This window comes from Flagellimonas sp. CMM7, assembly GCF_021390195.1.
In the GTDB taxonomy this organism is placed as follows: Bacteria; Bacteroidota; Bacteroidia; order Flavobacteriales; family Flavobacteriaceae; genus Flagellimonas.
In genome coordinates this window covers 3,279,770-3,301,720 of the sequence record NZ_CP090003.1, presented here as the reverse complement: position 1 = coordinate 3,301,720, position 21,951 = coordinate 3,279,770, and the positions used below count along the sequence as shown (strand labels likewise).

The window sequence follows — 21,951 nt, the reverse complement described above, 5'->3', positions numbered from 1 at the left end:
ACTAAATATATAATCAACTATAATGGAAAACAATTCGAACATGCCGCCAAAACCAGACAATTATTTGGTTTGGGCCATTTTAAGTACAATATTCTGTTGTATTGCTACAGGAATAGCAAGTATAATCTACGCTTCTAAAGTTAATGAGGCTTATGCCAGAGGTGAATATGAAGAAGCTCAAAAGGCATCTAAAAATGCAAAAATGTGGGCATTGATAGGAGCTGGAGCCTCTCTTTTGATTTGGATCGTCTATTTTGCCATATTTGGTTTTGCAATTTTAGGAGGTATGGCAAATGCCGGAAGCTATTAAAAAAGTATTCTTAATACTAATTTTAGGAGTATTGTCTATTTTGGCAATACTCCTTTACTTTTCTTTCAATCCAGAAAGTGGTTTGTTATTTCCAAAATGTCCCTTTAATACTTATCTCGGAATCTACTGCTCGGGATGTGGGAGTCAGAGGGCAATTCATGATTTACTCCATTTAAGAGTTGGAGAAGCAATAAGCCATAATGTTCTGCTGCTTCCAGCATTATTTGTGATTGGGCAACATCTAGCTATAAAATTGGGTATTTCAAAACGGAAAAGCCTTCTTAACTATAGATACTCCCCGTTGATAATCTTATCTGTAGTCCTGCTTTTTATGGTATTTAGAAACCTAAAAGTTTTTCCTTTCGAGTATTTGGCTCCTTAATTTGCCACTTCACTAATGAATTTGAGCCTGTAAAGTCTTAATTCTTCATCTTCATAATCACCATCAAACTCATCTATAGCATTAGATATGGAATCTGTATCTGCTTCTAAAAAATACTCGTGAATTTCTTCTTGTTGATCTTCATCCAGAATTTCATCAACCCAATAACCTATATTTAGTTTGGTTCCACTAAATACGATCTGTTCCATTTCTTTGATAAGGGCAGGTAATTCCAATCCTTTTGCTGAAGCAATATCGTCTAAAGGCAACTTTCTATCAACATTTTGGATAATGTACAGTTTTAAAGCAGAGTTGGCACCTGTACTTTTAACCACAAGGTCATCAGGTCTAATAATATCATTCTCTTCAACATAGTTCGCAATAAGATTGAGAAATGGTTTTCCATATTTTTTGGCCTTTCCCTCACCAACTCCATGAATCGTTAAAAGTTCTTCATTGTTAATAGGATATTTTAAGGCCATATCATCCAAAGATGGATCTTGAAACACCACAAAAGGTGGCACACCAATCTTTTTTGCTTCATTTCTACGCAAATCTCGTAGTAATTTCAATAACTTATCATCTGTAGAACCTCCGCTAGATTTACTCGCGGTAATAATGGCATCATCGTTCTCAGCACTATAGATATGATCTTTGGTCATTAGAAAAGAACGTGGTTCACCCAAAAACTCCTCACCATCATCAGTTAAATGCAAAATACCGTATTGTTCAATCTCTTTTTTCAGTAATCCTGCCACTAATACCTGTCTGGTTAATGCCATCCAATAGGCTTCGTCTCTTTCAGAACCAATAGCGAAGAAATCCTTTTCGTCTGTTTTGTGCGAAGATATCATGGCGTTTACTTTACCAACCAATATTTTCACAGTCTCTTTTGTTTTAAATTTTTCGTTTGTTCCTTTAACAACGGTCAAAAGTTTTACCACGTCATCCTTGGCTTCTTCTTTTTTCTTCGGATTTCTTGCATTATCGTCCATGTCCGCACCATCCCCTTTTTCTCCATCAAAATCTTCACCAAAATAATGAAGGATGAATTTTCTACGAGACATCGAAGTTTCTGCATAAGCAACAATTTCTTGCAAGAGTGCGTTACCGATCTCCTGCTCAGCAACAGGTTTTCCGGACATGAATTTTTCCAGTTTTTCAACGTCTTTATAGGAATAAAAAGCCAAGCAATGTCCCTCACCGCCATCTCTTCCCGCTCTTCCGGTCTCTTGGTAGTAACTTTCAATACTTTTTGGAATATCATGATGAATTACAAAACGTACATCAGGCTTGTCAATACCCATACCAAAAGCTATAGTGGCAACCACTACATCAACATCCTCCATCAAAAACATGTCTTGGTATTTTGATCTTGTTTTGGCATCAAAACCTGCATGATAAGGTACTGCGCTAACTCCATTAACCTGTAATACCTGTGCTAATTCCTCAACTCTTTTTCTACTTAGACAATAGATGATTCCAGATTTTCCCTGGTTTTGCTTTACAAAACGAATAATATCAGCATCTACATTCTGGGTTTTTGGGCGTACTTCATAAAACAAATTGGGCCTGTTGAATGAAGCTTTAAATACCTTGGCATTAGTCATTCCCAAATTCTTGATGATATCCTCCTGCACCTTTGGCGTAGCTGTTGCGGTAAGACCAATGATTGGAATATTATCCCCAAGACGATTGATAATGCTTTTAAGATTACGATACTCAGGTCTAAAGTCATGGCCCCATTCAGAGATACAGTGTGCTTCGTCCACCGCCACAAAAGAAAGTGGAACACCTTTTAAAAATTCTACGTTCTCTTCCTTGGTCAAAGACTCTGGCGCAACATATAACAATTTGGTGATACCATTGGTGATATCCTCCTTTACCTGTTTTACCTCCGTCTTTGTTAAGGAAGAATTTAACACATGGGCAATACCATGTTCATCAGACACACCTCGAATGGCATCAACTTGATTCTTCATAAGTGCAATAAGTGGAGATACAACAATGGCCGTACCTTCATTCATAATTGCTGGTAGTTGATAACAAAGAGATTTACCGCCACCTGTGGGCATTATCACAAAAGTGTCCTTATTTTCAAGTATGTTTTGTATTACTTTTTCTTGTAGCCCCTTAAACTGTGAAAAACCAAAGTATTTTTTTAGCGAGGAGTGCAAATCGGTATTCGTAAGACCCATTTCCGTATTTTCGATTTAAATCAAGCGACCTAATTAAAGGCTTTAAAATTTCTAATTTTGATAATCAATTTTAAGGAAGAATCATTCTGTTCTTCATTAATGGTTAGTAAAAGATAGTTTGTTTAGTTTTGTAATCTTAAATATAACATATTCTTTTAGGAATACAATTAGATAATCTGTTTATTACCTTGAGCAACATCCAGTCTATTTTATCCATTGCGAAAAGAACGATCGAAATCGAGAGTAAGGCCATACAAAATTTGGTCAATCTGCTCGATGAACAATTTGCCCATGCGGTGCAGCACATTCTAGAATCCCAAGGAAGGGTTGTAGTATCTGGAGTAGGCAAAAGTGCTATTATAGCATCTAAAATTGTAGCTACACTTAATTCTACTGGCACGCCTGCTATCTTTATGCATGCTGCAGATGCTATTCATGGGGATTTGGGCACTATCCAAGAAGACGATGTTGTGGTTTGTATCTCAAAAAGTGGGAACACCCCAGAAATAAAAGCGTTGCTTCCCTTAATAAAAATTGGAAAAAACAAGTTGATCGGTATTACCGGAAACATGGACTCCATATTGGCCAAACAAGCTGATTTTGCACTAAGCACGTATGTTGAGAAAGAAGCTTGCCCTAACAATTTGGCTCCTACCACAAGTACTTCGGCACAATTAGCAATGGGAGATGCACTTGCAATTAGCCTTTTGGAACTTAGAGGTTTTAGCAGTGCAGACTTTGCCAAATATCATCCGGGAGGTGCTTTGGGCAAAAAATTATACTTACGTGTTGCGGACATTGTTATAAATAATCAGAAACCGCAAGTGAATGCTGACTCAAGTGTAAAAGAAGTTATTGTTGAAATTTCTGAAAAAATGTTAGGGGTAACAGCGGTAATGGAAAATAATGCCATTGTCGGTATCGTTACAGATGGAGATATTAGAAGAATGCTTAGTAAGTACGACAATATAAGCGGCCTAACTGCAAAAGACATTATGACTTCCGACCCCAAGTCTATTGATGTTGATACTTTGGCAGTTAAAGCATTGGCCATCCTACAGGAAAAAGGAATTTCACAACTTCTCGCTTTCGATAAAGATCACTATGCCGGGGTGGTTCATATTCACAACCTTATAAACGAAGGAATTTTGTAATGGTAAAAAAGTTAGAGAATCCAGACGAAATGTCTTTCTTAGACCATTTGGAAGAATTAAGGTGGCACTTAATTAGATCAGTAGTTGCAATTGTTCTAGTTGCATGCGTTGCCTTTGTAATGAAGGACTTCATCTTTGACACGGTTCTTTTTGGTCCAAAAAAAATGAACTTTCCAACTTACCGGTTTTTTTGCAAAATAGCGACCTTCTTTGGAATTGACTCTGAATTTTGTTCTGATTCATTACCATTTACAATACAGAATCGCACGATGGCCGGGCAATTCTCAGCCCATATTTGGACATCCATTTGGGCTGGTTTCATCATTGCATTTCCCTATGTTTTGTGGGAAGTTTGGCGATTTATTAGCCCTGGACTTCATAAAAACGAACGCAGACATTCCAGAGGTTTTATTCTTGTTGCCTCTGCCCTATTTTTTATGGGAGTTCTTTTTGGTTATTATGTTGTAGCCCCCTTGTCCATTAATTTTTTAGGCACCTACCAGGTAAGTAAAGAAGTTCTTAATGAAATTGACATTGGTTCTTTCATCGCTACGGTAAGGGCCTCCGTAATAGCTTGCGGAATAATGTTTGAGCTTCCTATCATTATTTACTTTCTGACCAAAGTAGGGTTGGTTACGCCAGAAATATTGAAGAAATATAGAAAAATAGCTCTTGTTGTTGTTCTTATTCTTTCTGCAGTAATAACTCCACCAGATGTAGCAAGTCAGATTGTGGTGTCTGTTCCAGTGCTTATTTTATACCAAATCAGTATTTATATTTCGAAAGTGGTTTTAAGAAAAGAAGCTAAAAAAGAAGCCAGAAATGCAAAATAAAGTAGAAGAGTTCAATGCCTATCGCTCGCAAATGAACGATAAGTTATTGGCTGAAAACAATAAACTCATTAAGCGGATTTTTAATCTAGACACCAATGCCTTCATGGAAGGGGCCTTGGATGTAAAAACCAAAGAACTTCTGGGGCTTGTCGCTTCAGCAGTGTTGAGATGTGACGACTGTGTAAAATACCACCTCGAAAGTTCTAAAAACGAAGGCGTAACCAAGGAAGAAGTTATGGAAACCTTAGGTATTGCTACTTTGGTAGGAGGAACCATAGTTATTCCACACCTCAGACGTGCTTTCGAATATTGGGAAGAATTAGAAAACCTAGAGACATAAAATATTCACAAAGTCCAATGCCTAATCTGGAATATGTTTAGTTTTGGCGAATTCTTATGAAGCTAAGAGCTGAAAATATAATGAAGGCCTATCGAGGCCGTAAGGTTGTAAAAGGGATTTCTCTAGAGGTAAACCAAGGGGAGATTGTTGGTCTTTTAGGGCCAAATGGTGCTGGAAAAACCACCTCATTTTATATGATAGTCGGTTTGATAAAACCAAATGGGGGCAAGATTTATTTGGACGACATGGAGATAACCAATTTTCCCATGTACAAAAGGGCCCAAAACGGAATTGGCTACTTGGCACAAGAAGCTTCCGTTTTTCGCAAATTAAGTATTGAAAAAAATATTCTTAGTGTTTTACAGCTCACCAAATTAAGTAAGAAGGAACAGCATATGAAGATGGAGTCCTTGATTGATGAATTTGGATTAGGACATATTCGTAAAAACAGAGGGGATTTGTTATCAGGTGGTGAACGTAGACGTACTGAAATTGCGCGTGCTTTGGCAACCGACCCCAAATTCATTCTTTTAGATGAACCTTTTGCAGGTGTTGACCCTGTTGCTGTAGAAGATATTCAACGAATAGTTGCCCAACTAAAAAATAAAAATATCGGTATCCTGATTACAGATCATAATGTTCAGGAAACTTTGGCCATTACGGAGCGATCTTACTTAATGTTCGAAGGAGGTATATTAAAAGCAGGTATTCCAGAAGATCTGGCGCAAGACGAAATGGTACGAAAAGTATACCTAGGTCAGAATTTTGAACTTCGAAAAAAGAAATTGGACTTTTAGTTGTTTTTGTTTTGCGGCACTAACAGTGAAGCCAAAATGTAAAACAGCACAATTAGGGGTACCGCCAAAAACCTTAAGGTAATCAACATCACCAGACTTCCAATCAAGAAAAGGTAGCGGACAGCATTATCCTTAAAACTCCAATTATCAAACTTTAATGCAAATAACTTTATTCTAGAATTCAGCAAATAGGCACTCACTAAAGTTAGTCCCATTAAAAACCATTGATTTAGAATAATTCCATTCAGTTCATTGTTATTATGATATAGTAAGATCAAAGGCAGTGAGAGGATAAAAAGGCTATTTGCAGGGGTAGGCAATCCAATAAAGGAAGAAACTTGGTTTTCATCTACATTGAATTTAGCCAATCTATAAGCAGACGCCAAAGTGATTATAAAACCAAAAAAGGGAAGTAAGGTCATCTCAGTTTCATGACCAAAAAACCCAAGATTCCATCCTCCGGTTTCTGCCATTTGCAACAATTGGAACATCACAATTCCAGGCACCAATCCACTTGTAATCATATCTGCCAATGAATCCAATTGAACGCCAACCTCACTTTGAACGTTTAAAAGACGAGCTGCCAACCCATCAAAAAAATCAAAGAAAATCCCTATGAAAACAAAAAGTGCCGCCAGTTCCAGATGATTAAGCACTGCAAATACAGTTGCCACACAACCACTAAATAGATTGAGGAGTGTTAAAAAGTTAGGAATGTATCGCTTCATATGCTTTGATTTTCGTAAAAATAAGGTAAAAAACAAAGTGTTAGGTTTTCATGTTCCGCCTTGTGGTATTTATTTAGATATTTGCGCTGATAAAGTAAGAAATGAAACATTGGATTTTCTTTTTGGCAATACTTTTTATGGTTGGGAAAAATGGATTCTCCCAGACACCTACCCTAACCGAAAATTCCAAAATTAGTTTTCTCACCTGTGCCTCAGGAGACCAGCTTTTCTCTGCTTTTGGACATAGCGCTTTCCGAGTCCAAGATACTGTCTTAGGAATTGATGTGGTCTACAACTATGGAACCTTTGACTTTAATAAACCTAACTTCTATTTGAACTTTGCCAAGGGAAAACTGATCTATTCACTTTCCCGAAGGAGTTTTGATAGATTTTTGTTTGAATATGAATTGGAAAAAAGGTGGGTGAAAGAGCAGATTTTGGACTTGACCTTGGCAGAAAAAAACAAGTTGCTCATTTTTTTCGAGAATAATTACTTACCCGAAAACAGAGATTACCTGTACGACCCTTTATTGAATAATTGTTCTAGCATTACAGGAGATATTTTAGTGCAACAATTTGGAGATGCCATTGTTTTTGATGGCTCACATTTGGATAGGCTATACACTTTTAGAGAGCTGGTAAGACAAAATTTGGATATTAATTCTTGGTCCTCTTTTGGTATTGATTTGGCTTTTGGCGCTGTAGTAGACCGTAAAGCAACTGTTCAAGAACATATGTTTTTGCCTTATTACGCCATGGAGCAGATGAAGAATACAACCAAGAGCGGTAAGCCCTTGTTGGAAAGGGAACGTACCATTTTAGACTATAGTGAACATATGAGAAATGGCTTTTTCCCATTGTCCCCATTGTTTTGGTTTACTTTATTGTTTTTGTTCACAGGGATAGTAACATATCTGGACAATAAACATAAAACTCGCAGTCGCTGGTTAGATTTTTCATTGTTTTTAACAACTGGCCTTATTGGCACAAGTATACTTTTACTTTGGTTTGCCACAGATCATACATCCACACCAAAAAACTTCAATTTTTTGTGGGCCTTCCCTTTGAATTTAGTTGTTGCATTTGTCTTTGCTTTTCAAAATCAGCTACCAACATGGCTACCTAAATATTTGTGGCTTGTTTTAGCACTATTAGGTGTTTTAATCTTATTGTGGATTATAAGTGTTCAAATTTTTTCCCCAATAGTGATTCCTTTACTTTTGACTTTGGCAACGCGCTATTCCTATCTCTTAAAATTCACGAGACAGTAAGAGAGTCACCGTAAACTATTCCAATGAATTTATTGACAGTAGAAAATATATCTAAATCTTATGGAGAATTGGTCCTTTTCTCTGACATTTCCTTTGGAATAAATAAAGATCAAAAAATTGCATTAATCGCTAAAAATGGAAGTGGAAAAACCTCTATTCTAAACATTATTTCCGGTAAGGACAGTTCTGAAAATGGACAGGTGACAAGCAGAAAAGGAATAAAAATTGCCTTTTTAGAACAAGAACCTAATCTAAATCCAGATTTAACTATTGAGGAAACCATTTTCAGTACTGATAATGAGGTTTTAAAAATCATTTCCAATTATGAGCGTGCCGTTCAAAATCCTGACGATGCAGAGCAATATCAAAAAGCTTTTGAAGCTATGGAGCGGCACAACGCATGGGATTTTGAAACCCAATACAAACAGATTCTCTTTAAGCTCCATTTAGATAAACTTGATTTAAAAGTGGGTACACTCTCTGGTGGACAAAAAAAACGTCTGGCTTTGGCCAATGCCCTTTTAAATAGACCTGACTTACTTATTCTAGATGAACCAACCAACCATTTAGATTTAGAAATGATTGAATGGCTTGAAGCCCATTTTACCAAGGAAAACATAACCCTGTTCATGGTGACCCATGATCGCTATTTTTTAGAACGTGTTTGTAATGAGATTATAGAATTGGATAACAATCAATTGTATAGTTACAAGGGTAATTACTCCTACTACCTTAGAGAGAAAGAAGCACGTATGGAGAGAGAAGTTGTGGAACAGCATAAATCAAAACTGCTTTTTAAAAAAGAATTGGATTGGATGCGAAGACAGCCAAAGGCCCGTACTACCAAATCCAAGTCCAGAATTGATGATTTCAAAGAAATAAAACAGAAGGCGCACCAAAGAAGAACAGATCATCAAGTGCAATTGGAGCTAAACATGGAACGTTTAGGAAGCAAAATTTTAGAACTTCATAATGTATCCAAAGCATTTGAGGACAAAATTATTTTAGAAAAGTTTGATTACACTTTCACCAAAGGTGAACGGGTTGGAATAATTGGTGAGAACGGAACGGGGAAATCCACGTTCCTGAACATCCTTACCCAAAAAGAAGTGGTTGATGGTGGAAAAGTAGTGGTTGGCGATACGCTAAAATTTGGCTACTATACTCAAAAAGGAATCCATGCAAAGGAAGGGCAAAAGGTTATTGATGTTATCCGAGAATTTGGAGATTACATTCCTTTAAAAAAAGGAAAACAAATTTCAGCGCAACAACTGTTGGAACGTTTTCTTTTTGATCGTAAGAAACAGTATGATTTTGTTGAAAAACTAAGCGGCGGGGAGCGCAAACGATTATATTTATGTACGGTACTTATCCAAAATCCAAACTTCCTTATTTTGGATGAACCCACAAACGATTTGGATATTGTTACGCTAAATGTTTTAGAGAGTTTTTTGTTGGACTTTCCAGGATGTTTGATAGTAGTCTCGCACGACCGTTATTTCATGGATAAAATTGTAGACCATTTATTTGTCTTCAAAGGTAAAGGCAAAATAGAAGATTTTCCGGGAAATTATTCGGATTATAGAGCTTATGAAAGCAGTAAGGTTATAGCACAGCGAGAGGTCAAAAGCAATACATCGGAAAAAGCTGAAAAAACCAATTGGAAAGAAAAAGGAAATTCTCAAAAATTGTCTTATTCAGAACAAAAGGAGCACAAGCAGTTAGAAAAGGAAATTCAAAAATTGGAAGAGCAAAAAGGAGTACTCCAAAACAGGTTTACTGAACCTACCCTGAGTGGTGAGGAAATAACGCAATTGTCTATTGAACTCAAAGAAATTTCAAATGCCATTGAGACCAAAACAGAACGCTGGTTTGAGCTTTCTGCCATTTTAGAAAATTAATTATCTGTCATATCGAGCGCAGTCGAGATATCTTAAATATGTAAAGCAATTAGTTCTCGACTGCGCTAGAACTGACAAAATACACTGCATGCTCCAAATAATCAATTACTTAAAATTCCTTATAAAATCAACTAATCAACATGGTGTCCACTCCCCTTTTGTTTTTAATTATGTAACTAAATGCTTGTACTCAAAACAAAAATTGGACAATGTAAAGTCAATCAACATACTATTAAAGAGTATTTCATATTTTGATTATAATGCCATTGAGCTTAAGGGAAGTGATGACCTTAAAAAACGCTTGTATATGCATTTCCCAATTGTAATCATGGATGCAAATATGGTTGATTTACTTTATGTAGAAGAATTAAGGGTCGATGAGCTAAAGCATTTATTATCAGAAGGTAAATTCCATTATAACAGTATGATTTTTATTAACTCAATCCATCAAACTCCAGAAAAACAAGAGCTTTGGAGAAAACTGGTTGCGTTACCAATGATTACGGTAAGCATAGATATGTTCCATTGTGGTGTTCTTTTTATTAGAAAGGAGCAAGTAAAAGAACATTTCACCATCCGGATTTAAAAAAGTAAATTTAGATATCAAAAACACTTCTATCATGAGTGATCCTATTTATTACATTCTAGGGGTTTTGGCCATCATTTATCTAGCTATTTTATTCAAAAACAAAAGAGGCACAAGAAACAGAAAGTCTCGAAAATTTATGGACGGTAAACGTAGACACGAAAAATGAAGATTTATACCAAAACCGGTGATAAAGCTACCACAGCACTTTTTACGGGCAAACGAGTTCCCAAACACCATATTAGAATTGAAAGCTATGGTACTGTAGATGAATTAAATTCCTTTTTGGGACTGTTGCGAGATCAAGAGATCGATCATCACTCAAAAGAAGTTCTCACTTTGGTTCAAAACAAGCTCTTTACAGTAGGTGCAATTTTAGCAACAGAGCCAAAAAAAGAAAATCGTTTAAAAATCCCTAAAATAAATGAGGATGACATTGAGCTTTTGGAGAAGGAGATGGATCAAATGAACGAACAACTTCCAGAAATGACTCATTTTATTCTACCAGGAGGACACACAACAGTGTCATACTGTCATATTGCCAGAACAATTTGCAGAAGGGCGGAACGCATGATTTCGTACTTACACGAAAATGACCCCATACCAGACATGCTACTTGCCTACATAAACAGACTTTCCGATTACCTTTTTGTCTTGGCACGGAAGTTGTCAAAAGATTTGCAAGCAGAAGAGGTCAAGTGGATTCCTGAGAAATTGGACTAATAAATCCCTGTTTTCTGCGTTACAGATTAATATGTTGAAAATATTTTTTTAAATAAAGTCGATTTTGCTTGACAAATTCAGTTTAAAAATTATTTTTGCAAAAAATTTAAAATCAAACCGTTACTATGTACTGGACATTAGAATTAGCTTCATATTTAAGTGATGCGCCTTGGCCAGCCACCAAAGACGAATTAATAGATTATGCCATCCGTACCGGAGCGCCATTGGAAGTTGTTGAAAATCTTCAATCAATGGAAGAAGAGGGTGGTGAAATTTACGAGTCCATCGAGGAAATATGGCCCGATTATCCCACCGAAGAGGATTACCTCTGGAATGAGGACGAGTATTAATTTTAGAAAAACAAACACTACTAAAAAGTCTCTTACGAGGCTTTTTTTTATGTAATTTTGACAGCCTAGCAAAAGGTTTCTACCCTCCCCAGGACAATGGAACAGCTTTTGCAATCCAAAAGAAAAATTATTCATGAGCTTTATTAATTCCGTACTAAAGGTTTTCGTTGGAGATAAATCAGAAAAAGACGTAAAATCATTACAGCCTTTGGTCAAAGAGATAAAATCCTTTGAAGAACAGCTTGAAGGATTGACCCACGATGAACTAAGACAAAAAACCGTTTCCTTTAAATCTCAGATACAAGAAGATTGTAAGGAGGTAGACGATAAAATAAAAGCACTAAAGGAAGAAGTCCAGAATTCTACCGATATAGATCGTAATGAAGAAATCTACACTGAAATTGACAAACTCAATGAAGAGGCCTACAAGATTTCTGAAAATACCCTGAATACTATTCTTCCAGAGGCTTTTGCAGTAGTTAAAGAAACAGCGAAGCGTTTTACCGCCAATAAAACCATTGCTGTAACCGCTACTGAATTTGATAGATCGCTTTCTGGCACAAAAGATTATGTTACCCTTGAAGGGGATAGTGCCGTTTGGAAAAACTCATGGGATGCCGCTGGTAAGGAAGTTACCTGGGATATGGTACATTATGATGTTCAGCTCATTGGAGGAGTTGCCCTGCATGAAGGAAAAATTGCGGAGATGCATACAGGGGAAGGTAAAACATTGGTGGCCACCCTCCCACTCTATTTAAATGCCTTATCTGGAAAAGGTGCACATTTGGTCACGGTGAATGACTATTTGGCAAAAAGGGATAGCGCATGGATGGCTCCTATCTTTGAATTCCATGGTCTTTCTGTGGACTGTATAGACAAGCATCAGCCAAATTCCGAAGGTAGACGAGCAGCATATAACGCTGACATTACCTACGGTACCAACAATGAGTTTGGCTTTGATTACCTAAGGGACAATATGGCACATACCCCAGATGATTTGGTACAGCCGCCTCATCATTACGCTATTGTGGATGAAGTGGATTCTGTATTGATAGATGATGCCCGTACGCCTTTGATTATTTCTGGCCCAGTTCCTGAAGGAGATAGACACGAGTTTAATGAATTAAAGCCAAAAGTTGGTGATATTGTTCAAAAGCAACGACAGTATTTAACTGGAGTGTTGGCGGAGGCCAAAAAATTAATTAACGAAGGAGATACCAAGGAAGGTGGCTTTCAATTACTTCGCGTACACAGGGGTTTACCCAAAAATAAGGCCTTAATCAAGTTTTTGAGTGAAGAAGGTGTAAAACAGTTACTGCAAAAGACAGAGAACTTCTATATGCAGGACAACAACCGCGAAATGCCAAAGGTTGATGCGGAACTATTGTTCACTATTGATGAAAAGAACAATCAAATTGAATTAACGGATAAAGGGGTTGATTACATTTCTGGAGATCAGGACAAAGACTTTTTTGTAATGCCAGATATTGGTGGTGAAATTGCAAAAATTGAAAACCAGAATCTAGAGATTGAAAAAGAAGCGGAACTTAAAGAAGTTCTTTTTAAAGAATTTGCGGTTAAAAGTGAGCGCATCCATACCATGAGTCAATTATTAAAGGCATATACCCTTTTTGAAAAAGATGTGGAATATGTGGTCATGGATAACAAAGTAATGATTGTGGATGAGCAGACTGGTCGTATCATGGATGGAAGACGTTACTCTGATGGGCTACATCAAGCTATTGAAGCCAAAGAGAGTGTAAAGATTGAGGCCATGACTCAAACCTTCGCCACAATTACCCTCCAGAACTACTTTAGAATGTACAACAAGCTGGCAGGTATGACCGGTACAGCGGTTACAGAAGCTGGCGAATTTTGGGAAATCTATAAGTTGGATGTCATGGAAATTCCAACCAATAGACCTATTGCCCGTGATGATAGACATGATTTGATCTACAAGACCAAGCGTGAAAAATACAATGCAATCATAGAAGAGGTCACCCAACTATCTAAAGCAGGAAGGCCAGTACTAATTGGTACTACTTCTGTTGAAATATCTGAATTGCTTTCTAAATTATTGAGTGTTAGAAAGGTTCCACACAACGTACTAAATGCAAAGCTTCACAAAAAAGAAGCAGATATTGTGGCAGAAGCCGGTAATGCAGGAATAGTGACCATAGCCACCAACATGGCGGGTCGTGGAACGGATATTAAACTAAGTACCCAGGTAAAAGATGCTGGAGGATTGGCTATAGTTGGTACGGAACGTCATGATTCCAGACGTGTAGATAGACAGTTACGTGGTCGTTCTGGACGTCAAGGAGATCCAGGAAGCTCACAGTTCTATGTTTCTTTGGAAGATAATTTAATGCGCTTGTTTGGATCCGATCGTGTAGCTAAAATGATGGACCGCATGGGCTTGGAAGACGGAGAGGTTATTCAGCACTCCATGATGACCAAATCCATTGAACGTGCCCAGAAAAAAGTAGAAGAAAACAACTTTGGTATTCGTAAACGCTTGTTAGAATATGATGACGTAATGAACGCTCAGCGTGAGGTGGTCTACAAAAGACGACGACATGCATTGCAGGGAGAACGTTTAAAGGTGGATATAGCCAATATGATCTATGATACTTCTGAAGTTATTGCAGATACCAATAAGGCCGCAGATGATTACAAAAACTTTGAGTTTGAATTAATCAAATATTTTTCAATTACTTCTCCTGTAACAGAAGAGGAATTTAAAAAATTGAGCTTCCAAGATATTGCTGTCAGTGTCTACAACGCTGCTTATGATTTCTATCAGCAAAAAATGGAAAGAAGTGCTACAGTAGCTTTTCAGGTGATCAAAAAAGTATATGAAGATCAATCCAATAAGTTTGAACGTATAGTGGTTCCATTTACAGATGGTATTAAATCCCTTAACGTTGTAACCAATTTGGAAGGCGCTTACTCCAGTAATGGAAAACAGTTAATTACAGATTTCGAGAAAAATATTTCTTTGGCTATCATAGATGATTCTTGGAAAACGCATTTGCGCAAAATGGATGAATTAAAGCAATCTGTACAATTGGCCGTTCATGAACAAAAAGATCCTCTTTTAATATACAAGTTCGAAGCTTTTGAACTTTTCAAAGAAATGATTGACAAAGTGAACAAAGAGATTATTTCCTTTTTGTTCAAAGGAGAATTACCTACAGAAAATACAAATCAGATCCAAGAGGCTAGAAATGTTCGTAGGCCAAAGGAAAATATACAGACTTCAAAAGAAGAAATACCCAATAGTGATGAATTGGCCGCTCAAAATAGAGCTGCTGGTCAAACTCGGGGAGGAAGACCACCTGTTACAGAAACTATTGTTAGGGAGAAGCCAAAAATTGGAAGAAACGACCGGGTCACTATAAAAAATGTAATGTCAGGTGAAAGTAAGACCGTTAAATACAAACAAGCTGAGCCTCTAATACATAAAGGTGAATGGGTGTTGATGGAAGACTAATCCCAAAATATTTAAAACAATTAAACGACAGCTTTTTAGGGCTGTCGTTTTTGATTATATAAAAAACATAGTTAGATTTATAGCTTAAACACCCCATAAAAAGCTACTTTTACCACCTCTTTTTAACATAAATCTGTGGTAAAGGAGAACAACCAACGCAGCATATGAAAATTCCTAATAAGGACAAATATCGTTTACAGGACAAAATTCAATTGGTGCTCAAGGTCAACTACAGTTCTTCTTTATTTGCGGTTTTACTAGGTCTAATATGCATATTCCTGTTAGATGTAAAAGGAATAATCCCCTACACATTTTTTGGTTTTGCAGCCCTAAACCTACTGAATACCTTTTTATTTGGTAAGCATGGAAATCTAACAATAACATATAATATTACATCCATACTGGCCATGGTTGGTGCCACCTTAATAACACTATTTAGTGGCGGTATTCAAAGTCCCTTCATTTTTGTATTGGCCATAGTAGTTTTTGCCGGATATGTAACCACAAAAGTTTATGGACAGGTATATCTTATTATTAACCTGGTAGTTGTTGCCATTATATTTCTATATGACCTAAGCGATTTCAAAATCTCAGGAAATACGGTCCCTCTGGAATCGAGAAGTTGGTTTTCCTTTATGAGTGTAGTTTTTGCAGTTTATTTATTGGGAGGTGTTTTTGGAAAGAATTTATTGCGGGCACACCATAAACTATACAAATCCAGGCGGGAGATTCAAGAACGAATTGATGAGAAAGAAACACTACTAAAAGAAGTGCATCATAGGGTAAAAAATAACCTCCAAACTGTTTCAAGTTTATTGAGTCTACAATCTAGGTCCATAGCGGATAAAAAAATCAGCAGTATTATCAAGAGTAGTCAGAATAGAGTGGTTTCCATGGCAATGGTTCATGAAATGCTTTATAAGCGAGATGATTACTTATCAAAGATTGAGCTAAAACCTTACGTAAAAGAATTATGTGAATATTTGGTTCGATCAGTAAAAGGAAACACCAACAATGTAAAGGTAAAATTGGATATTGATGAGAACAAGCTAAGTATAGATACTGTAATCCCCCTTGGCCTTATTATCAATGAAACGATTACCAACGCCCTTAAATATGGCATTACGGAAGACGAGGCCGGAGAAATCCAAATCTCGCTTCGCAAACTATCAGAAAAGCGCTATGAAATGTACATTGGTGATAACGGTATTGGATATTCCGATGACATTGACCCTAAAACTTCAAAATCATTAGGGTTAAAACTTATCTACAACCTTGCCCGCCAATTAAGAGGTTCCATCACCAGGGACTCAGAAAAAAAAGGAACCTATTACAGAATGGAATTTGAGGAAATAATAGAAGAATTCAACTCTGTCGATTAAAACCTTTTCATATCTTTAGAAGATTAACTAATCTTCTAATTTATGTTGAAAAAATTACTCCTTGGAGCACTATTTTTAAGTACTTCCCTTTCAGCTCAGGACTACTTCTTTAAAAAATTTCACCCTTTCAATTCTAACATTCCATCACCTGAAGAATTTTTGGGATATAGTATTGGTGAAAGGCACACAAGACATGACTTAATTGTAAGTTATCTAACCAAACTTTCTGAAGTTTCTGATAGAGCTTCCATTTACGAATACGGAAGAACCCATGAAGGAAGAAAATTGGTTATCCTAACGATAACTTCTCCTGAAAATTTGGGGAATTTAGATCAATTGAAATCGCAACATCTGGACTTTACGGATCCAGCTAAAAGCCCGACCAACTATGATGATGTGCCCATATTTATAAACCTGGGATACAATGTACATGGCAATGAACCCTCTGGTGGAGAAGCAGCAATACTTATGGCCTATACCTTGGTTGCTTCAAACAACCCGGAAATACTGAATTATTTAGAAAAAGGAATCATTTTTATTGATCCGACGATTAATCCAGATGGTAGGGATAGACATACACAATGGGCAAATATGTACCAAGGTAATCCCTTAGTGGCGGACCCTCAAGATGCTGAGCATAATGAATATTGGCCACGCGGAAGAACCAATCATTATTGGTTTGATCTTAATCGTGATTGGTTGTTGGGAATAAATCCCGAAAGCCGAGGAAAATTAGGTTGGTATCATGAATGGTACCCCAACGTTGTTACGGATTTTCATGAAATGGGTACACAAAGCTCCTATTTCTTTGAGCCGATGAAAGATAATGGTTCCTTGAACCCAATAATGCCAAAGGAAAATTACATTGACCTCAACAATCTATTTGGTGATTATTTTTCCAAAGCATTGGATAGTATCGGTTCATTTTATTTTACAAAAGAAGTTTTTGATGGCACCTATCCAGGTTATGGTTCCTCCTACCCTGATTTACAAGGCGGATTGGGACTGCTATTTGAACAGGCAAGTTCCAGAGGACATAAACAAACCACGGATTTTGGTGAAATCACTTTTCCGTTTACTATCCGAAATCAATATATCTCTAGTATTGCCACGGTAAAGGCTGCAGTTGAAAATAAGGCACTGTTGAGGAAATATCAACAGGATTTCTTTAAAAGCGCTTTGACCAACGCTTCACGGGGCAAGATAAAGGGATATACCTTCAAAGAAGAATACGACGCAAACAGGACCAAGGCTTTTGTGGACAAACTACTTCTTCATAAAATTGATGTCTATAAAAATGGAAATAGTTTCACGGTTCCCACAAGACAACCTCAATATAGAATGGTACAGACTATGTTTGAGACGTATGAGAAATACCGCGACAGCGTTTATTACGATGCATCTGCTTGGTCTGTAGCCAACTTTTACAATATGAAGTACAAACCAGTTACCTCCTTAAATCTCGGTGAGAAGGTTACATCACTGGACAATCTGGTAAAAACAACGGCCGTAAGCAAATCTGAATATGCTTATATCATTGATTATAATGATTACAATGCAGTAGCTGCGCTCAATCATTTACAATCTAAAGGGCTTGTTATTTCCTCTTCTTCTAAACCTTTTACGGCCAATACTTCTGTGGGTAGTCAAGAATTTGGTTATGGTGCACTGGTAATTCCGGTAAGCCTTCAAAAAAAGGATGCAAATGCGGTTTATGAGTTAGTTCAACGAGTACAAAAGAAATACCATGTTCCCATATATGCTGTTAACTCAGGATATAGCTTAAAAGGAATTGATTTAGGAAGTAGGTGGATTTCTCCTCTAAAAAAGCCTAAGGCTGCCATGATAATAGGCGACGGGGTACGTTCTTATGAAGCTGGTGAAGTATGGCATCTACTGGACACTAGAGTGCATATGCCAATAACCAAAATCCCAATTCGAAACTTTGGAAGAGCCGATTTGGATAAGTACAACACTTTAGTGATGGTTTCTGGAGGATATAATTTCAGCAAAAAACAACAAGAAAAAATAAAGCATTGGGTCAGCGAAGGCAATACGCTGATTACTATCGGAACTGCTTCAAAATGGGCCGTGGACAAAAAAATAGTTGAAGAAAAATTGATTGAAAAAGAAAAAGATTCAACAAAAACTGTTCAACGAAAATCGTATGTAAATGCACCTGAAGACTTAGGAAAAGAAAGCTTAGGTGGTGCAATTTTTAAAGTGGATTTAGATATTACCCATCCTCTAGCATTTGGTTATAATGACACTTCCATTCCAGTGTATAAAAACAACTCTGTTTGGTTGGCACCCAGTAAAAATGAGTATGCTACAGTAGCAAAGTATGCCAAAGATCCACACATTGATGGGTTTATTACCAAGAAGAACATGGAAGAAAACTTAAAGCCTTCGGCTTCTCTAATCGTAAGTAAATTAGGAAGTGGCAGAGTAGTTTTATTTGCAGATAACCCCAATTTTAGAGGATCTTGGTACGGTACCAACCGTTTATTTTTAAATGCTTTGTTTTTAGGACATAAAATCAGAATTCCAGAATAATACACTTATGAAAAAATTACTTTCTTTTTTACTTCTTTTCCAATTTATTTTAAGTTATGGACAAGAAAATATGAGTGAAGGTCCTTTTCCTCAGCTCATTATTAGAGGTGTTACACTAATCAATGGAAACGGTGCACCACCTCGTGGCCCAATTGATATAGTCGTAGAAAACAATAAAATTGTAAAAATTCAGGTAGTTGGTTACCCAGGCGTTAAAATTGAAGACTCCAAAAAACCAAAGTTAAAACCAGGCGGCAAAGAACTTGACTGTAATGGCATGTACCTCTTACCAGGTTTTGTAGACATGCATGGCCATATTGGAGGAATAGCACAAGGTGCAGATTATGATTATGTTTTTAAACTATGGATGGCCCATGGCATCACTTCAGTAAGGGAACCCAGCGGGCGTGGGGTTGACTGGACCTTGGATTTAAAGCGAAAAAGTGAGAAAAACGAGATTATAGCACCCAGAGTCTTTGCATACACTGGTTTTGGGCAGAAAACCAAAGATTTTAACCCATTGAACGATGCACCTATAAGTACTCCAGCTCAGGCCAGAAAATGGGTAAGGGCCAATGCGGAAAGAGGAGCAGATGGAATTAAATTTTTTGGAGCTGCACCAGAAATAATGGCGGCAGCTTTGGATGAGAATAAAAAACTAGGCTTACGTTCTGCTTGTCACCATGCACAATTGGATGTTGCCCGTTGGAATGTGTTGCACTCTGCAAGAGCGGGTTTAACCAGCATGGAGCATTGGTACGGACTTCCAGAGGCTTTGTTTGAAGATAGAACGGTTCAGGACTATCCCTTGGGATATAACTACCAAAATGAACAACATAGGTTTGAAGAAGCTGGTAAATTATGGAAACAGGCCGCAAAACCATATTCCGAGCATTGGAACAAGGTTATGGACGAGCTGATAAGTTTAGATTTTACCCTTGACCCAACTTTTAATATCTATGAAGCAAGTCGTGATTTACATAGAGCCAGAAGGGCAGAATGGCATGAAGAATATACGCTTCCCTCCCTTTGGGACTTTTATCAGCCAAGTAAGATCTCCCACGGCTCCTATTGGCATGATTGGGGTACTGAGCAAGAAGTGGCGTGGAGAGAGAATTACAAGCTTTGGATGACTTTCGTTAACGAATACAAGAATAGAGGCGGCAGAGTTACTACTGGCTCAGATTCAGGCTTTATTTTTCAATTGTATGGGTTTGCATACATCCGTGAAATGGAATTGCTTCGCGAAGCGGGCTTTCATCCTTTGGAAATTATTAGATCATCTACTTTAAATGGTGCCGAAGCCTTAGGAATGGCAGATAAAATTGGAACCGTAGAAGTAGGGAAATTGGCAGATTTTGTAGTGGTATCAGAAAACCCACTTAAAAACCTAAAGGTATTGTATGGAACTGGAGCCGTTAAATTAACAGAAGATAACGAAGTTGTACGTGTTGGTGGTGTGACCTACACCATAAAAGATGGAATTATCTACGACGCGAAGGCACTTTTGCAAGACGTAAAAACAACAGTACAGCAGCAGAAACAAAAATTAAACTACAAAATAAAGCAACCGGGATTAAAATAGCGTACATATTTTAGAGGTTTAAATATTAAGTTGGTAAAAGTATTCTAACTGATTTAAGAACTACTTAAATATCGCTCCGTTACAGTTTTTTCCGATTAAAGGTTATAGTGGGTCATTTTAGTTAAAATGGCCTACTTTTTTTTTGATGTACTACTGGAATCTTTTTTTTTTCGAAATGAAAAAGCAATCGACGCAATAACAAATGCCGTGCTAAAAAATAAAGTAAGTGGAATAGCGATTCCCATTATCATGATTATGCCAATTTAGATTTGTTTCTCTTAGTTCTAAAAGAAAGCTCTTTTTTAACTCTAGAGTTTTTGAACATATAAAGTCTAGCAATCTCAGTTTCTGTTTCCTGAATTTCAATATTCAATTCAACACCAACAGTAATAGTTTCAGCTTTTACTTCCTTAACAGTGTCTTGTGCAGTAGCTAGAGTTCCGAAGAAGATTATTGCGATGATGGTTAAAATTGCTTTCATGACTTGGGTTTTTATTACAATGTAAATGTACCCTCACATGCCATGTAGCCTGGATTTAACTCGTTTAACCTTCTTTTTTTTTCGGTGTGGGAACCTTTTTCAGGTAAAGTGTATTTTATCCTCGACAAACGTTTTTAAGGTCAAAAACACCCTGCCGATTCCACGTGCATTTCATCGATGTTTTAAAAAGAGAGTTTCAATAAAAGGTTGGGATTTGGACAGTTTTTTTGATAAAAACCTAAGTCATTCTTGGAAGATACCCCTGGATAGTCCCCTTTACATCCTTGTAAATCCGATATGATTTGAAAATGTAAATGCGGGGCATAGTTCACATTTATATCTGGAGTACCTAAAGTTGCAAGCACCTCTCCTCTTTTAAACTGGGTTCCAATTTGAAGTCCGTCAATCGACTCCAAAGAAAGATGCCCATAAAGGGTATAGAAGATAGTTTCCCCTACTTGATGCTCTAAAATGATGGTTGGTCCATAATTGCCCATATCATGATTATTTTTAAAACTAAGGACCTTTCCGTCCAAAGGAGCAATTACCTTGGTACCTGCTTTGCACCAAAAATCCATCCCTAGATGAATGTTGCGTTCACCTGTGGTCAAAAATCGTTCAGATTTAGTGTATAAGGACCTATGTTCCAAGTATCCACCAAAAGCAACGTTAGCATTGTGTTTGGAGAGAACCTCATCCACATACTCTTGACAGGAGTCTGGCGAAGTAATATCAAATCTTTCTAAATCTTTGTTCTTTGAAGACAAATCAATAAGACAGTAGTCAGACAGCGGTATGTCTGAATCTAATATGGATATAGGACTGGTATCATATTCCTTAAGCAATACTTCCAAGGTATTCATTATGTACAAAACATT

Annotated in this window: 20 protein-coding genes; 16 read left to right on the top strand and 4 right to left on the bottom strand. The window is 37.1% G+C overall.

Annotated elements, in window-relative coordinates:
* The first annotated feature begins 22 nt into the window (after positions 1 to 22).
* Complete coding sequence (locus LV704_RS14865) at positions 23 to 310, top strand: CD225/dispanin family protein (RefSeq protein WP_163423064.1); 288 nt, start codon at positions 23 to 25, stop codon at positions 308 to 310.
* Positions 294 to 692 (top strand): DUF2752 domain-containing protein, encoded by a 399-nt coding sequence (locus LV704_RS20080; RefSeq protein ID WP_163423063.1) that lies wholly within the window; start codon positions 294 to 296, stop codon positions 690 to 692. The genes LV704_RS14865 and LV704_RS20080 overlap by 17 nt, the downstream gene beginning before the upstream one ends.
* Here the strand turns inward: LV704_RS20080 and LV704_RS14860 are convergent.
* Entirely contained in the window at positions 689 to 2,890 is a 2,202-nt protein-coding gene (locus tag LV704_RS14860) for an ATP-dependent DNA helicase RecQ (RefSeq protein ID WP_163423062.1), read from the bottom strand. The genes LV704_RS20080 and LV704_RS14860 overlap by 4 nt on opposite strands.
* Positions 2,891 to 3,078: 188 nt before the next feature.
* Here LV704_RS14860 and LV704_RS14855 point away from each other — a divergent pair, with 188 nt between their 5' ends.
* The 4 genes from LV704_RS14855 to lptB are packed head-to-tail and all read left to right on the top strand — an operon-like array spanning position 3,079 to position 6,014.
* Entirely contained in the window at positions 3,079 to 4,044 is a 966-nt protein-coding gene (locus LV704_RS14855) for an SIS domain-containing protein (protein ID WP_163423061.1), read from the top strand.
* Entirely contained in the window at positions 4,044 to 4,877 is an 834-nt protein-coding gene (gene tatC / locus LV704_RS14850) for a twin-arginine translocase subunit TatC (RefSeq protein WP_163423060.1), read from the top strand. Before LV704_RS14855 ends, tatC begins: the two co-directional genes overlap by 1 nt.
* The gene (locus tag LV704_RS14845) at positions 4,867 to 5,217 is read left to right on the top strand and encodes a carboxymuconolactone decarboxylase family protein (RefSeq protein ID WP_163423059.1); all 351 of its coding nucleotides are present in this window, start codon (positions 4,867 to 4,869) and stop codon (positions 5,215 to 5,217) included. Before tatC ends, LV704_RS14845 begins: the two co-directional genes overlap by 11 nt.
* Before the next feature lie 56 nt (positions 5,218 to 5,273).
* Entirely contained in the window at positions 5,274 to 6,014 is a 741-nt protein-coding gene (gene lptB, locus LV704_RS14840; protein WP_163423058.1) for an LPS export ABC transporter ATP-binding protein, read from the top strand.
* On the opposite strand, the gene LV704_RS14835 is transcribed toward lptB, so the two are convergent.
* Positions 6,011 to 6,742, bottom strand: coding sequence for a phosphatidylcholine/phosphatidylserine synthase (locus tag LV704_RS14835; RefSeq protein ID WP_163423057.1), 732 nt, complete (start codon positions 6,740 to 6,742; stop codon positions 6,011 to 6,013). The genes lptB and LV704_RS14835 overlap by 4 nt on opposite strands.
* A gap of 101 nt (positions 6,743 to 6,843) precedes the next feature.
* On the opposite strand from LV704_RS14835, the gene LV704_RS14830 reads away from it, so the two are divergent.
* The 10 genes from LV704_RS14830 (at position 6,844) to LV704_RS14790 (ending at position 20,592) form a co-directional block, all read left to right on the top strand.
* Positions 6,844 to 8,013, top strand: coding sequence for a DUF4105 domain-containing protein (locus tag LV704_RS14830; protein ID WP_163423056.1), 1,170 nt, complete (start codon positions 6,844 to 6,846; stop codon positions 8,011 to 8,013).
* A 23-nt stretch (positions 8,014 to 8,036) separates the two neighbouring features.
* Complete coding sequence (locus LV704_RS14825; protein ID WP_163423055.1) at positions 8,037 to 9,914, top strand: ABC-F family ATP-binding cassette domain-containing protein; 1,878 nt, start codon at positions 8,037 to 8,039, stop codon at positions 9,912 to 9,914.
* Positions 9,915 to 10,116: 202 nt separating this feature from the next.
* The gene (locus tag LV704_RS14820) at positions 10,117 to 10,500 is read left to right on the top strand and encodes a hypothetical protein (RefSeq protein WP_233782056.1); all 384 of its coding nucleotides are present in this window, start codon (positions 10,117 to 10,119) and stop codon (positions 10,498 to 10,500) included.
* 34 nt (positions 10,501 to 10,534) lie between these two features.
* Complete coding sequence (locus tag LV704_RS19990; protein ID WP_255695540.1) at positions 10,535 to 10,669, top strand: hypothetical protein; 135 nt, start codon at positions 10,535 to 10,537, stop codon at positions 10,667 to 10,669.
* Positions 10,666 to 11,223, top strand: a complete 558-nt coding sequence (locus tag LV704_RS14815) for a cob(I)yrinic acid a,c-diamide adenosyltransferase (protein WP_163423054.1) — start codon at positions 10,666 to 10,668, stop codon at positions 11,221 to 11,223. The genes LV704_RS19990 and LV704_RS14815 overlap by 4 nt, the downstream gene beginning before the upstream one ends.
* A gap of 125 nt (positions 11,224 to 11,348) precedes the next feature.
* Positions 11,349 to 11,573: a DUF2795 domain-containing protein gene (locus tag LV704_RS14810; RefSeq protein ID WP_013551418.1), complete on the top strand. Its 225-nt coding sequence runs from the start codon at positions 11,349 to 11,351 to the stop codon at positions 11,571 to 11,573.
* Between the two features lie 133 nt (positions 11,574 to 11,706).
* Positions 11,707 to 15,069, top strand: coding sequence for a preprotein translocase subunit SecA (gene secA / locus LV704_RS14805; RefSeq protein ID WP_163423053.1), 3,363 nt, complete (start codon positions 11,707 to 11,709; stop codon positions 15,067 to 15,069).
* Positions 15,070 to 15,233: 164 nt separating this feature from the next.
* Positions 15,234 to 16,451 (top strand): sensor histidine kinase, encoded by a 1,218-nt coding sequence (locus LV704_RS14800; RefSeq protein WP_163423052.1) that lies wholly within the window; start codon positions 15,234 to 15,236, stop codon positions 16,449 to 16,451.
* Positions 16,452 to 16,493: 42 nt separating this feature from the next.
* Positions 16,494 to 19,007, top strand: coding sequence for a M14 family zinc carboxypeptidase (locus LV704_RS14795; protein WP_163423051.1), 2,514 nt, complete (start codon positions 16,494 to 16,496; stop codon positions 19,005 to 19,007).
* Between the two features lie 7 nt (positions 19,008 to 19,014).
* Positions 19,015 to 20,592: an amidohydrolase family protein gene (locus LV704_RS14790; RefSeq protein ID WP_163423050.1), complete on the top strand. Its 1,578-nt coding sequence runs from the start codon at positions 19,015 to 19,017 to the stop codon at positions 20,590 to 20,592.
* Between the two features lie 253 nt (positions 20,593 to 20,845).
* On the opposite strand, the gene LV704_RS14785 is transcribed toward LV704_RS14790, so the two are convergent.
* A complete protein-coding gene (locus tag LV704_RS14785) occupies positions 20,846 to 21,073 on the bottom strand; it encodes a hypothetical protein (protein WP_163423049.1) in 228 nt (75 codons plus the stop codon).
* Between the two features lie 182 nt (positions 21,074 to 21,255).
* On the bottom strand, positions 21,256 to 21,936 hold the full coding sequence (locus LV704_RS14780; protein WP_163423048.1) for a peptidoglycan DD-metalloendopeptidase family protein: 681 nt from the start codon (positions 21,934 to 21,936) through the stop codon (positions 21,256 to 21,258).
* Positions 21,937 to 21,951 lie beyond the last annotated feature (15 nt).

What these genes read in the sequence shown, in the direction of transcription:
- LV704_RS14800 (WP_163423052.1), top strand. Translation starts at nt 15,234, where the DNA reads ATGAAAATTCCTAATAAGGACAAATATCGTTTACAGGACAAAATTCAA.
- LV704_RS14810 (WP_013551418.1), top strand. Translation starts at nt 11,349, where the DNA reads ATGTACTGGACATTAGAATTAGCTTCATATTTAAGTGATGCGCCTTGG.
- LV704_RS14825 (WP_163423055.1), top strand. Translation starts at nt 8,037, where the DNA reads ATGAATTTATTGACAGTAGAAAATATATCTAAATCTTATGGAGAATTG.
- LV704_RS14785 (WP_163423049.1), bottom strand. Translation starts at nt 21,073, where the DNA reads ATGAAAGCAATTTTAACCATCATCGCAATAATCTTCTTCGGAACTCTA.
- LV704_RS14835 (WP_163423057.1), bottom strand. Translation starts at nt 6,742, where the DNA reads ATGAAGCGATACATTCCTAACTTTTTAACACTCCTCAATCTATTTAGT.
- LV704_RS14830 (WP_163423056.1), top strand. Translation starts at nt 6,844, where the DNA reads ATGAAACATTGGATTTTCTTTTTGGCAATACTTTTTATGGTTGGGAAA.
- LV704_RS14845 (WP_163423059.1), top strand. Translation starts at nt 4,867, where the DNA reads ATGCAAAATAAAGTAGAAGAGTTCAATGCCTATCGCTCGCAAATGAAC.
- LV704_RS14815 (WP_163423054.1), top strand. Translation starts at nt 10,666, where the DNA reads ATGAAGATTTATACCAAAACCGGTGATAAAGCTACCACAGCACTTTTT.
- LV704_RS14860 (WP_163423062.1), bottom strand. Translation starts at nt 2,890, where the DNA reads ATGGGTCTTACGAATACCGATTTGCACTCCTCGCTAAAAAAATACTTT.
- LV704_RS14795 (WP_163423051.1), top strand. Translation starts at nt 16,494, where the DNA reads ATGTTGAAAAAATTACTCCTTGGAGCACTATTTTTAAGTACTTCCCTT.
- LV704_RS19990 (WP_255695540.1), top strand. Translation starts at nt 10,535, where the DNA reads ATGAGTGATCCTATTTATTACATTCTAGGGGTTTTGGCCATCATTTAT.
- LV704_RS20080 (WP_163423063.1), top strand. Translation starts at nt 294, where the DNA reads ATGCCGGAAGCTATTAAAAAAGTATTCTTAATACTAATTTTAGGAGTA.
- LV704_RS14790 (WP_163423050.1), top strand. Translation starts at nt 19,015, where the DNA reads ATGAAAAAATTACTTTCTTTTTTACTTCTTTTCCAATTTATTTTAAGT.
- tatC (WP_163423060.1), top strand. Translation starts at nt 4,044, where the DNA reads ATGGTAAAAAAGTTAGAGAATCCAGACGAAATGTCTTTCTTAGACCAT.
- lptB (WP_163423058.1), top strand. Translation starts at nt 5,274, where the DNA reads ATGAAGCTAAGAGCTGAAAATATAATGAAGGCCTATCGAGGCCGTAAG.
- secA (WP_163423053.1), top strand. Translation starts at nt 11,707, where the DNA reads ATGAGCTTTATTAATTCCGTACTAAAGGTTTTCGTTGGAGATAAATCA.
- LV704_RS14865 (WP_163423064.1), top strand. Translation starts at nt 23, where the DNA reads ATGGAAAACAATTCGAACATGCCGCCAAAACCAGACAATTATTTGGTT.
- LV704_RS14780 (WP_163423048.1), bottom strand. Translation starts at nt 21,936, where the DNA reads ATGAATACCTTGGAAGTATTGCTTAAGGAATATGATACCAGTCCTATA.